This window comes from Paenibacillus sp. FSL K6-1330 (assembly GCF_037976825.1).
GTDB lineage: Bacteria > Bacillota > Bacilli > Paenibacillales > Paenibacillaceae > Paenibacillus_AQ.
The window spans coordinates 1,079,109-1,092,500 of record NZ_CP150269.1 but is presented as its reverse complement, the minus strand read 5'-3'; the positions used below and the strand labels follow the sequence as shown (position 1 = coordinate 1,092,500).

At 52.0% G+C, this 13,392-nt stretch carries 7 protein-coding genes and 1 riboswitch (1 of these 8 cut by a window edge); all 7 genes read right to left on the bottom strand.

Annotation, left to right across the window (positions count from 1 at the left end):
• Positions 1-672, bottom strand: partial view of an NCS2 family permease gene (locus NYE54_RS04780; protein WP_213647789.1) — the beginning only. It extends 699 nt beyond the left edge of the window; the window shows 672 of its 1,371 coding nt (coding positions 1-672); its start codon is at positions 670-672; its stop codon lies off the left edge, out of view.
• 212 nt (positions 673-884) lie between these two features.
• Positions 885-983: riboswitch (purine riboswitch) on the bottom strand.
• Between the two features lie 278 nt (positions 984-1,261).
• Complete coding sequence (locus NYE54_RS04775; protein ID WP_339270421.1) at positions 1,262-2,200, bottom strand: NADP-dependent oxidoreductase; 939 nt, start codon at positions 2,198-2,200, stop codon at positions 1,262-1,264.
• A 252-nt stretch (positions 2,201-2,452) separates the two neighbouring features.
• Positions 2,453-3,991: a glutamine-hydrolyzing GMP synthase gene (guaA, locus tag NYE54_RS04770; protein ID WP_076325868.1), complete on the bottom strand. Its 1,539-nt coding sequence runs from the start codon at positions 3,989-3,991 to the stop codon at positions 2,453-2,455.
• A gap of 78 nt (positions 3,992-4,069) precedes the next feature.
• Positions 4,070-6,394 carry a transglutaminase domain-containing protein gene (locus tag NYE54_RS04765; protein ID WP_339270419.1) on the bottom strand — a complete coding sequence of 775 codons (2,325 nt, stop codon included), beginning with the start codon at positions 6,392-6,394 and terminating at the stop codon, positions 4,070-4,072.
• Positions 6,366-7,673 carry a DUF58 domain-containing protein gene (locus NYE54_RS04760; RefSeq protein ID WP_339270417.1) on the bottom strand — a complete coding sequence of 436 codons (1,308 nt, stop codon included), beginning with the start codon at positions 7,671-7,673 and terminating at the stop codon, positions 6,366-6,368. Before NYE54_RS04760 ends, NYE54_RS04765 begins: the two co-directional genes overlap by 29 nt.
• Entirely contained in the window at positions 7,670-8,677 is a 1,008-nt protein-coding gene (locus NYE54_RS04755) for a MoxR family ATPase (protein ID WP_339270415.1), read from the bottom strand. Before NYE54_RS04755 ends, NYE54_RS04760 begins: the two co-directional genes overlap by 4 nt.
• Before the next feature lie 273 nt (positions 8,678-8,950).
• On the bottom strand, positions 8,951-13,384 hold the full coding sequence (locus NYE54_RS04750; protein WP_339270413.1) for an endo-1,4-beta-xylanase: 4,434 nt from the start codon (positions 13,382-13,384) through the stop codon (positions 8,951-8,953).
• Positions 13,385-13,392 lie beyond the last annotated feature (8 nt).

Here is a 13,392-nt window from a genome sequence, read left to right as displayed (position 1 = left end):
CATTGGAATACCAATCAGCGTTGTCAGCACGATACCGATAAGCAAAGCGCCCTTCAATTTGAGAACCATCAGGATGGCGATCAGGAACAGCCCGATTATCGCAAGCAGCGTATCTTTGTTCTGAATGAAATTCCCAAGACCAAGATTGAAGGCACCGCCTGGTACCGGATGAGTAATATCCGTTCCTGGGTTAATGGAAGCCGTCACGATGTTGCCCAGCTTAAGACCAACGATGGTAATGAACAAGCCGATACCGACCGTAATGGCAATCTTTAAATTGTTTGGAACCGCAGTCAGCAGCATTTGGCGGACTTTGGTAACCGTAAGAATAATGAAGACAATACCGGAGATAAATACTGCACCGAGTGCGGCCTGCCAAGTAATCGCTCCGTTCGAGCTTAATACAACTGTCATGAAATATGCGTTCAAACCCATACCTGGTGCCAACGCAACCGGAATGTTAACGAAGAAGCCCATCGCCATCGTCACAAGGCCGGCACCTACTGCAGTAGCGAAAAATACGCCTTCCTGCGGAATACCTGCGCCATCAGGACCCAGGAACAGATTGTTGACCAGCAGGATGTAAGCCATGGTCATAAATGTCGTCAAGCCTGCGATAATCTCGGTTCTTACATTTGTTCCGTGTTCCTTTAGTTTAAAGAAACGCTCCATTGTAGAGATATCCCCCTTAAAATTAATGACCGACAACATACAAAAAGACCCTAAGGATAAATCCCCAGGGCCATCGCTTGAAAAAAGAGCCGCAAAACAATCATTCGCATGCTGCCAGGCAGCACCCTTATCGAATAACCGGCTGCTGCTTTATGGAGCGGCGCTCCATAAACAGGCCGATATCTCGAATGCTGGACGAGTCCGCATCATTATATTGCCGCTCTTCTTTTCGTAGCGAGATCATTACGGTGACCTGTAGAGACTCCCGGGCCCATTCCCAGGATTATACGAAAAAGCTCGTTATTTGTAGTTGTCATGTCAGTTTCTACACATATTCTAGGACGAGAAGCCCAATCTTGTCAATAACAAAAGCGAATATTATGCTTGTCAATTTAAAGAAATGTTCGGAAATTGATGCTTCGCCACCTATTGATTCTAGGACAACTGAACTACATACGACAAAATACACCATGGAATATGGCGCACATGATCACTGAAATCCGTTCGGGAGGTGTTTCACTCGATGGTAGCAGAAGCAGTCGAAACCGGATTGTTTCCCACGCAGGGAGAAATTGGGATCGTGTGCTCCTCAGGAGAAACTTATTGCTATTTTACCGACAGCATGGTGGGTCTCACTTAATCCCTGGGCATCGTAGAGCCCTTTTTGCGAAAAAGGAAACGTAGCTCCCACTACTGATCTTACTTTTTTTTGCTCCAACAGATCTGCTATTTCCTGAAGTTGCTGACCATTGGGATCCAGCCATATATTTTTGGCGGTTACGTCGTATTCTCTTACCAGCTCCTCATCAAAATCGCTGACAATCGATATGATTCGCCCGGTGTGTTTTTTCAACACTTTAAAACTGTTCTTCTGAACGTCACCGCCCATCGTATCGAACACAACATCCACATCCGATAATACATCTTGAAATGGGGTCGTGCGATAGTCAATAATCTGATCAGCTCCAAGTGAAGCCAGCAGTTCATGATTACGCTCACTAGCGGTCGTAATAACGTAGGCTCCCGCTTGTTTGGCAAACTGGATAGCGAACATCCCAACACCGCCTGCGCCTGCGTGGATCAATACCTTCTCTCCTTTGGTCAGTTCACCATGTGTAAAAAGCGCCTGCCAAGCAGTCAGCCCTGCGAGCGGAACGGATGCGGCTTCCTCCCATGAAATAGCAGCAGGCTTACGCGCCAGCAGGTGTTCATCCACCAAAGTATATTCGGCATAAGTGCCAAAACGAGTCGTTTCCGGACGGGCAAACACTTCGTCTCCCAATTTCCAATCCGTTACCTCGTGCCCAATTTCTGAAATTGTCCCAGCAACATCCCAACCTAAAATAATCGGGAACTCCCAATCCATCATTTGTTTTAAATAGCCTTCACGGAGCTTCCAGTCAATTGGATTTATCGAGGTGGCGGCCACCTTAACTAAGACCTGATGAGCTTGTGGTGTAGGGGTAGGTACTTCTCTTTCCTGTAGTTCCTCCTTTCCCCCATATCGATCAATGACGATAGCTTTCATTCTTTTTCCTCCTCGATCTTGGTTCAACTTCCTTTTAGGACTCGGCTCAACCTCCTAAACGCTCGCACCTAACATTTGCACCTTAACGTATTATTGATCTTATTACACAAAAGATGCATACAATAAAACCATGGGCATCTATCCGTCTATTGAATACAGGAAAAAGTTCGTGTGGTACAACCACACATAAAAAAGCCTTCAATCCCACAGATGTGGATTGAAGGCTTTTGTTTTAGTACAGCAGAAAATAAACTACTCCCACTCGATCGTTGCTGGCGGTTTGGACGTCACGTCATACACGATACGGTTGACGTTCTCGACTTCGTTCACGATGCGGACGGAGATTTTCTCCAGCACATCCCATGGGATACGCGCCCAGTCCGCTGTCATGCCGTCAATGGAGGTAACGGCACGGATACCTACGGTGTAGGAATACGTACGTGCATCACCCATTACGCCGACACTCTTCATGTTCGGAAGCGCCGTGAAATACTGCCAGATCTCGCGATCCAGTCCCGCTTTCGCGATTTCTTCGCGCAGGATGTAGTCGGAATCACGAACGATTTGCAGCTTGTCCTCCGTTACTTCGCCCAGTACGCGGATCGCAAGACCCGGTCCAGGGAAAGGCTGACGGTGAACAATCTCATCCGGCAAACCAAGCTCCTCGCCGACTTTACGAACCTCATCCTTAAAGAGAGCTTTCAACGGCTCGATCAGCGTGAATTTCATGTCTTCAGGCAGCCCACCGACATTGTGGTGGGATTTGATTGTATGCGCCGTGTCCGTACCACTCTCCACGATATCGGTATACAGCGTGCCTTGTGCCAAGAATGCAAAATCATCAAACTTGCTGGACTCCTCATCGAATACGTAGATGAACTCGTTGCCGATGATTTTCCGTTTTTTCTCCGGATCGTCTACGCCTCTCAGCTTGGACAAGAAGCGTTCCTGAGCGTCAATCTTAACGACCTTCATATCAAACTTGCCAACGAAGGTTTCCATAACACTCTCAGCCTCGCCTTTGCGCAGCAGTCCATGATCAATGAACATGCATGTCAGCTGATCACCGATTGCCTTGTGAATCAACATGGCCACAACGGAGGAATCAACGCCGCCGCTCAGCGCGCACAGCACTTTTTGCTCGCCGACAACTTCGCGGATTTCACGAACCTGGTCCTCGATAAAAGTCTCCATGCTCCAGTTGCCTTCACAACCGCACACTTCGTACAAGAAATTTTTGATCATTTCATTACCATGGACGGAGTGACGAACTTCCGGATGGAACTGCACGCCGTACAGCTTCTTATCCTCGTTACTCATCGCAGCGATCGGAGCGGATTCCGTTCCTGCATCCAGCTTAAAGCCGGTAGGCAGTGATACCACGTGATCACCATGACTCATCCACACGGTTTGTTTTTGCTCAATCCCTTTGACAAGCGTCGAGTTCGGAGCAAATTCCAATTCGGCTTTACCGTATTCGCGTTTCGAAGCACGTTCTACTTTTCCGTCCAGTTGTTGAGCCATCAGCTGCATGCCGTAACAAATGCCGAAAATCGGCAGTCCCAGATCATAGATGGCTGGGTCCACATGCGGTGCATTCTCGGAATACACGCTGGAAGGACCTCCTGAGAAAACAATGCCGCGCGGGGAAAGTTCTTTGATTTTCTCAGCGGGCGTGTTGTATGGCAGAAGCTCACTATAAACGCCAAGATCGCGAATGCGTCGTGCTATAAGTTGGTTGTACTGTCCACCGAAGTCCAAAACGACGATGATTTCATTAGGCTTATTCATTACCGGGCCTCCCTTGATTAATGAAATTAATTATACGCAACCCGAATTCATACCGTCAAGAAAGAGGGCCTTTTGTTTTCATGCCAGTTTTTTGACAATTCGAATACATTGGCGTAAAAAGAGTACTTTTTCGGTACGGGACCACGGTTTATCATGGTATGCCGCCCGCTCCCAGCGCTGCGCAAACTGCTCCAGCTCCGCCCTGAATTCGACATCGGCAATCGACAAAGCATTGACGTATTGACGCATGGTCTGCCCTCTTTCCACATCTCCAAATCTTCGCTGGAGCTTGTCCCAAACCCACACCGAGGCCGATACGAGCTCCTCCCGCCTGCTTATCGCTATCGTTCTGGCCATCCTCATGAAGGTCAAGCTTTGGCGCACGGTCGGCATTTGATAAACAACTGCCACAAGGATGGGAAGAATCAATAGTAGAACGCCCCCAAACATCACAGGACCGATGGCGGCTATCAAAAAGAGTACTTTAACGACGCCGTAAAGCATGGAATTCCACATGCTGTTCCAGTACTTAAGCCCGGCAGAACCAAAATCACCGGCAATCGGAGGAGTGGATATCTGCTCGATGCCAAAGCCTGGGGTCGGATCAAACATCACCCAGCCTTGTCCCGGAAAAAAAACCTCAACCCATGCATGCGCATTCTTTTGGGCCACCTCATAACGATCAACCGTACCTGCTACCCGCTCACCCGGTGCAAATCCGGTCACGTAGCGTGCGGGGATGCCTTCAGATCGGAGCAGGACGGTCATTGTCGTAGCAAAATGAACGCAGTACCCTTCCTTCGTATCAAACAAAAAGTGATCCGTAAAATCCCGGCCCTCCGGTGGCACGGATGTTTGCAACGTATACGTATAGTTCTTCTCCAAATAGGATTCGATAGCTTTCGCCTTTTCATACCTGTTCTCAGCGTCCAATGTGATCTTCTGCGCTAAATCCCTCACCCTGAGGGGCAGCTCCTCAGGAAGCTGCAGGTACATCTCCTTCATATATTCGGGATCGTTGTTAGTTGCACTGCGGAGCGACTGCTCCTCCGGCTGACTATATACTGTTTCTATCGTATAACCGGATACCGCCCTCTCGCCTTGCAAGGATACCGTTTCGGACAGCCTGTCAACGGCAAGCCTCGGTGTACCTCTCTCTTTGGAGAAATGCATCTCCTTTATGCGGGTAATAATGCCTCCGGACAGCACGGACTGGATCGGGGTATCTTGTTCAAAAGTCAGTGTCTGGACGAGCCTGTCTCCGGAAGGACGCTCCCAATAGGGCAGGATGTGGCTCAGGTCTTCGGATAGCTTGACGGGCTTGCGGATGGAAGGATCCGCATCCCACTTCCGTCCGTCATACCGGTTATACGTATCCCCCCGCCAATAAGTCGGTTCAGGCGATTGCGCGGTAAAATACAACGCATCACTCAGCGTCAGCGGACCCCCCAAATCTTTTCCCTCGGAAGTGTATCCGGCAACCTGAGAGGCAGGAATCGACGGTTCCGCGTTTCTCCAGAGCCGATCCCCCCATCCCGTCATACGTTCCGCCATTTCGGATACCGTTAATCCCATACCCGCCGCAGGCTCGCTAAAAGCTCCTCCCACTCGGGTCATTCCGGCGATTAGACAGGAAGCAAGCACCACCACCAGACTCCAGCGAAGCACAGGCAGCCCAGACAAGCGGCCGGATCGAACAGGCTCAGGGATGTCCGCTCCCCTATGGGTCCCCTCAACGGTTTCCTGCTTCAGCTTAAGAATCAGCATCATGCCCTGGGCCAGCAAAATATACAATACAGCCCGCAGCATATCACGGTATACGCTCTCCTCCATGGCAGATTCGAGCACTGCTAAATAAACCAGCGTCGAACCGCCAAACAACCACAGGGTTCGGCGATACAAAGCCAGCATATGGACCGCGGATACCATGATAGCCCAGCCGACAAGCAGGATGATCGTTCTCGTCTCCTGGCTTAAGGCAGTAAACTCCCACACATTTCCGAATATCGAAACGTCACCCGGAAGTATAGCCGAAGCATAATCGGATAACCAAGCCAGCGGATCGCTATATTCAAACAATCGGGCACACAGCCAGACCACCAGAACAGCGTTCAGCGGCAGCCATACCCAGCCTCGCAGCGTAAACAATCCTTGAAGCAGCAAGAATAAAGCCCAGATGAATAAGGTTTGCAACATAAGGTGGCCGCCCATGTCCCCTGCATCCCGAAGTGGCAAGAGCCACTCTGACAGCAGTCCCATAACCGGCAGAGTAATCAATATGCGATGAAGAAGCGTTCCGTGCGACAATCGGGAGACGAAAATATGGGGTACACTATGGGCTCCGGATATACTGGTCTTCCGATGGCCTCCTTCCCTAACGGGCGAGCTTTCCGGTTCGATCATGGCCGGCACCTCCTATCTGCATTGGCTTCCCTTCTGTCGGCTGTTCATGCAAATAAACCAGTCTCCCGCCTTTGCTGAAGAACTCTCGTGCCCATTCTGGCTGCGCCTGATTCTCCATTGGACTATTTGGACTAACCCATGAGCTTGAATTTCCAGCCGGTTTCAAGCGCTTTACACTTTGCGTACAGAAGATGGTAACCTTTCTGCTTCCAGCATTCAGCAGATTGATCGCTGCAACAGCCGCTCCCTGATGAAAAACACCTGTGATAATCGCCCAATCTGTATTCTTTTGCGAGGGAGATAGAGACTTCTCGAAACTTCGGTTCCGTAAAGGATCTTTCCCGGTTAGCTGAACGGAGGCAAACGGTACTAACGTATCCTGCTGCGCCTTGAACACACCCTTGTATTCGATCCGCCGATCCTCCATCCCATCCCCATCCATACATAGTTGATAGGGAAATTTGTAGCGGATGAGCCGAGATACAAATCCTGCTGCCGCAGATACCGCGTCTTCAAATGCATCCTCCGGTTTCAAGGCTCCAAGACCTGCATACCCTTGGAGCGATGTATCCAGGACAACCCCCTGTCTTGATCCATAACCCTCATGCGGCATGAAGGATTGCAGGCGTCCGAGCTTCGCGGAATTCTTCCAATGAATCCGGTTCATAGGATCGCCGGGAACATAGTCGCGCACGCCCGATCCTCTCATTTCATTCCAAACCTTGAAGCGTACCCGTTCATCTTCCATGTCCATATCGCTTCCATGCATGGGCACCTGGGCCTCCGGCCACGCGGAGGGCCTTGGCAGCACGATCATGCCGGCTGTATCGCTTTCCACACTCCGGCTTGTCCTGAACCAGCCGAACATATCGCCCCATTCCACCTCGCTATAGATCGAAGACCAGACTCCGCGGGGAACCTGGTTCAGTCTGTAGGTATACTCGAGCCTTCGCTTCATGCCCGGGAACAGCAGCTTGCGATACTCCCTGCTGCCGATCCGGTTGGTTATGATAAGCCACGGCACGGGCAGAAGGGAACGATAGGTTACTTGAACCGTCATCTGAGCAGAATCTCCCGCCTGTATGCACGAAGGAAAGCTTGTATGTGATATGGTGATTCGGTTTGGGCCCAGCAAGCTCGTTAAAGCCCCGCCAAGCAATAGAATCGTGGATGCCCACCATACAAGCCGCAGCGATTCCCCGCCTAACCAAACATAAAGGCCCAACGAAACGGACCAGATGGCCACTCCTCTCGACCATTCCATCAGACGGCGTCTCACGACGGATTTCCCTTCCGGCTTCGCTGGCGCGGCAGATCAAACCTCGTAATGATGGACTCCACCATTTCATAAGTAGTTACACCGGCAGCGCGTGCCTCATGAGACAGATGAATCCGGTGGGTCAGCACCGGTACGGCAACACGCAGGCAGTCATCCGGGATGACATACATTCGTCCTGTCAGAAACGCAGCCGCCTGTGAAGCGCGAAGCCACGCCAATGTCCCTCTCGGGCTAATCCCCAGGGTCACGCCCTGCTGTTTTCGGGAAGCATCGGCCACACTGACCATGTAACGTTTTATGGTGTCATCCACAAATACACGGGAAACCATCTGCTGCATCCGGATGAGCTCAGATCCCATCATAAGGGGCTTCAGATCGTCCAGTCTGGAACTGCCCATCCCCCGCTCCAGCAGCTCCAATTCGCCTTCTATATTGGGATATCCCAGCGATAATCTCATCAAAAAGCGGTCCAGCTGCGCCTCCGGCAGACGGCTTGTCCCTTCATATTCATAGGGATTTTGCGTTGCCAGCAGGAAGAAGGGGGTCGGCAGCGGATACGTATGGCCGTCCACGGTGACGCGCCCCTCTTCCATCGCCTCCAGCAGCGCGGATTGTGCCCGTGGCGATGCCCGGTTAATTTCATCGGCCAGCACAATATTAGACATCACGGGTCCGGGCCTAAATACAAATTCTCCCGTATGCGGATAATAGACCGACGCCCCTGTAATATCACCTGGCATCAAATCATACGTAAACTGAATGCGACTGAAATCACAGCCGATTAACGCAGCCACCGACTTCACCAGCATGGTCTTCCCGACTCCCGGCACGTCCTCCAGCAGCACATGACCTCCGGCCAGTAAGGCAATCATCGTTAAGGAGATTTGCTCCTCATGTCCGACAATGACACTCCCGATCCGTTTGGTAACCCTCCCCAGAAGCTCAGGTGCCCACTCCGGATGATTTGCTTCTTCAGCATGAACGGATGAACTAAACAAGAACATCAACCTCCAACCTATATTCATAGATTATTAGATAGCGGTAACTTGGAATCTTGAATCTATGAATAGGTTTTCCAAGAAAGCAAGAAGATAGACGTCATTTGCTAGAAAAGGATTGGCCTTTCCTCCATGATTTATAGCGTACGGTCCACCTAGCCTGATCGGCATCTACACGAAAAAGGCCAGCCCGTTGCTCACGGTTGGCCTCCAATTCATTCTACTTACATGCTGACTTTCATCGTTCACGTTCGATCATCATATTAACGATTCACAGCCTTAATCATTCCAATTCCAAATCCGGTCAAGGATCACCGCAGCCTGAGCACGCGTAAAGTACGCCTTAGGCGCAATGCTGCCGTTCATGCCGCTCACGATGCCCGAACCTGTAAGCGCCGCTGCACTCGATTTGGCATACTCGGCAACCTGATCCCCATCAGCAAAAGAATCCAGAGACCCCTGTCCTTCCAGCTTCTTGCCGGCTGCCTCCAGAGCACGCTGCGTCATCACCATCATGTCCTGGCGTTTCATTGGCGTGTCCGGCACGAAACGGTTTCCTCCGACACCTTGGACCAGCCCAAGCTCTGCGGCAATCTGCACGTCTTCGTAATAATATGCCGAAGACGAAACATCTCCGAACGCTGCCCGGCCTTCGTCCGAGCCCTCCAGCTCCAACGCGTGTACGAGCATAACGAGGAATTCGGCTCGAGTAATCGGGTTCAACGGATTGAATCTCGTTTCGGTCTCACCTTGAATGATCCCGCGAGATGCCATCGTTTCGATCGCATCGATCGCCCATGGCACATGCTTCAGGTCATGAAACGTCTTGAACGCGGAAGCGACTTCAAACGTGCCTCCATGCGGCAGCGCAGCACGAACGATCCCATCTGCGGAATTATACCGGCTGTTGGAAAGCGGAACCCCGCGTCCGTTAGAGTCGATATTCCAAACTATGATATGATTCGCTCGTGCAAGCTCTTCCTTGGTGGGGGAATAAGGCACCGACCAGATGAGACGAGGCGTGCCCTGTTTCCAGGACAAAGCCCGCTCGCCAGCAAGAACCTCTACCCGGAACACCGGACGATCGCCGATCTTCTCGCGAAGGGCCGCATCCAGGCTGCCGCCCGACGCTTTCTCCAGACGTAGCGTTACGGTTTCCGTATCCGTTACACCGGTCCCCTGAATCAACACGCTTGGCATTTCCAGCGTACCAAACTCCGTTTGGACTACGAGAACTGCCTGCGGATTCCCCAGCAGCCACTTACCCGGCAGCTGAATATCATAGGACTGGGCTCCTTTCTGCACCGGAACGTCTACAAGCGTCCGCTTCGTTCCGTCCGTTCCAGCCACTGCCCTTTCCAATGCCTGCTGAAGCATTAGGCTCGAGACTCCAACCGCGATCCGCCCGTCATGGTTCCGGATTTCGAGTGAAGGCGTCCTTGGAGCTGGACTCGTACTGCTTCCGCCACCGCCCGCAGTTCCACCGCTTCCTACGTTACCGCCGCTGTTATGTTCGCCGCCGCTTCCATCTCCTCCGCCGGGAGCGGAGCTCTTCGTAAATTCCAGCACGCCGAATCTGGTCGTGTTCTGATAGGATTGGCCGGTCGGATCCGACCATATGGCCACGCTGTCTCTTGTACCTTGGCCGTCTTCATCGTTGTTCACCTGAAAATCGAACCCGATCACAGTCCCTTTCTGAGGTTTAATCTTATCCAGGCCGATCGCTGCTTCAACGACATATCCCCCGTCGATTACCTTCGCTGCGGATGTAAAGTTATCCTCGCCCGCATGACCGCCAAAGGAACGCACATTGTTAAAGTTTATCCGGTACTGACCATCATCTTCTTCGTAAACATCCGTCTTTCCATTATTCTGATCCACAAAAATCTCTACCGAATCTTGCTCCCATACGTTGGAACTCGCATCCGATAACAAGCTGTCGCTAATGACGGCATAAACGTACAAGTGATTCTCATCCCACAGAGTCCGGAATGTAGCGGTCGCGCCGCTGATTCCCTCGACCCACACGTTTGTTGCCAGTTCCCCGGCATCCTTCCAGATACCATCGAGCTCGCCGTCAACCTTCGGGGTGCCATAGCGGGCCTGGGCCGATTTCGGCGCGGCAGCGAGCGTAAGAATGCCGAGTCCGGTCTGATCGCTCTCCTGGGCATGCCTTGGATCGCTCCAGGACACCATCGCCCCATTCTTGCCATGCTCGGAGCCGTCATCCGTACCGGAATCCGTTACTCTGATATCGAAATAAATGTCGCCGCCCAGCGATCCTTCTCCGTTAAGCGGAAGCAGCGCTTCCCCTGCGTAACCACCAGCGGTCTCTGCCGTGTTGGCGGCTCCACGCTGAATCCGGGCTTTTTGCAGGGTACCGTTCACCACAGCGAAGATGTCAACCTGATCTCCTGGAGATATCGATCCGTCCTTCACGTCAACCCTGACATACATATGCTCCTTGTCCCATAATGTCTTAAATTCAGCAGATAACGATCCTAGCTGCTCCGTCTTAAGTGCCGGAACCAGATTCCATGCAAAATCCGGTTGTCCGTCGATGACTGCTGTACCTTCAATAGCCGTTCCGGTCTTTCTCACGATCGTTAATCGGGAAGGATCGACCATTCCCCAATAAGCAGGTTTGGCCTGATATTGCTTGTCAAAAGGAAACGGGGCATCCTGGCGGCCCGTCCCCGCGGGACGATCATGCAGCCAGGTATGGTCGTCTGCAATCCCCCAAAGGGTGACATTGCTGATCCAGCCCCCCTCCACACCTGCATCAGCGCCCATTTGGTCCAGCCGCTTCAATTCTTCAAACAGCTCTTTGTATCGATAGCCTTGCTTGTCGAGCAATTCCTGAGGAACGGTCTGGTAGACGTCGGTATTGTTCGTGTACACCGAAATGTCCAGCTCGGTAAGCTGATTGTCAAAACCCGCCTCGCCGAACATCCGGATGGAATCCGAGATTTGCTGGATGGACGGCCTGCTTATATTGATGTGCGTTTGATGGCCCACGCCATCGACCGGAACGCCTTCGGCCTTCAACTGCTTCACAAGCTTCAGCAGGTAATCACGCTTCTTCGGATTGTGCGTGCTGTAATCGTTGATGTAGAGCTTGGCCTCAGGGCCGGCAGCGTCACGCGCTGCATGAAATGCGGTCCGGATATAATCGAGTCCCGTTATCCGGTACCACTGGCTGTCTCGCATGCCATCCGGACGCCCTTCGTCAATGACCTCATTCACGACGTCCCAATCCCGGGCGTCATCCTTGTAACGACCGACCACTTCATGGATGTAAGCTTCCAGCCGTTGAAGGACAAGCGCTTTATTCTCCGGCGTGGCTTCGAGATAATGGCCCTGATCATTCTTCAGCATCCATTCGGCTCCTTGCTGGTGCCACAGCAGCGTATGGAACCGAAGGTTCATGCCATGATCCCTGGCATAATCCCTGATCAAATCCGCATTGGTAAAGTTATAGGTTCCTTCGCTCGGACTAAGAGATTCCGGTTTCATCACGTTCTCGGCAACAAGCGAATTGTAATGGTAATCGAGAAGCTCCTTGTGCACGCCGGACAGATGCTTGGGTTCAACGGCTGCCCCGATCTCGAAGTACTCTTGGTACACATCCTTCAGTGCGGGAATATCCGTCTGAATGGAGCCCGGCAGTGCTATCTTAATGTCATCGATATAGAAATTGGAAAGATCCGAGGTTTCCATATACAGCTTCAATGTTTCCATATCCGAACTGAAGCCGAAGGTTCCTTTCAGCTCCACCCACTCCGTGCCGCTCGCCGAGGCTGAGGCGAGGGTCGTATAGGATGTGTCCGCTGCGCCCGCCGCTTTGTTCTCCATCGAAAGCGATATTTTGACCGGAGCGGCAGGCGCCTGCTCAAGCCTCGCATAGGCTGAGATCGTATACGTTTTTTGGCTCACCATGATGCCTTTCACGTCTTGGCTGGGTCCGTTCCAGTTGTTTGTCCGATCATGGACCTTTAATCCGTAGCCGCCGCTATGGGCAGCTTCTGGCACAGCTTCTACGGTCTCCGAATCGCGTGGTCCCCAATCCATCGTCGTTCCGTCTTCAAAATCCCATACGACCGTATTCTCTCCTCCCGGTACCCCATTCCCCGGGTCTGGTGCCGGCTCAATCAACCGAACCTTGAATTCGTCCATATAATAAGCAGCGTCCGGACTGCTCGGGCTTTGCAGATAAACCTGCAGGGCTGAAGCGTTAGCATCGTATTTATAATGGCCTTTCACCTCTACCCACCCGTCGGCAGTTGCATCGACCGCACTGCTGAAGTTCACGTATTCCGGCTCAGCTCCGGTTTGCTGCATGGCAAGCTGAAGCTTCTGAGACCCTTGGGTACCCTCCTTCAGATGGACAAATGCGGAAATTTCATAGGTAGCTCCTTTGTCCATTCGATTCGTGGCGGCTAGATTAAACCCAGGTCCGTTCCAAGTCTCCGTCCTTCCCTCCGTCAATAAACTCCCTGTCCCTTCATAGGCATAGGTCGCGGAAGTCACCGTCTCCGTCCCTCGCTTAAACCACCCCTCCGTCCCGCCATCAAAATGATGGTGAATCACCAGATTCTGATCAGCGGGCGTATGGGCCGGTTCAACTGCCGCCACACTCCAGCTGGGCGGAATGAGCAGCAGGGACGCGATCAGCATCAGGCTGATCTTCCTAATGATGGTTCTCTTAGACACGGAATGCT

Excerpts from the sequence above, each read along its gene's own strand:
- NYE54_RS04775 (WP_339270421.1), bottom strand. The coding sequence starts at position 2,200 with ATGAAAGCTATCGTCATTGATCGATATGGGGGAAAGGAGGAACTACAG.
- guaA (WP_076325868.1), bottom strand. The coding sequence starts at position 3,991 with ATGAATAAGCCTAATGAAATCATCGTCGTTTTGGACTTCGGTGGACAG.
- NYE54_RS04765 (WP_339270419.1), bottom strand. The coding sequence starts at position 6,394 with ATGATCGAACCGGAAAGCTCGCCCGTTAGGGAAGGAGGCCATCGGAAG.
- NYE54_RS04755 (WP_339270415.1), bottom strand. The coding sequence starts at position 8,677 with ATGTTCTTGTTTAGTTCATCCGTTCATGCTGAAGAAGCAAATCATCCG.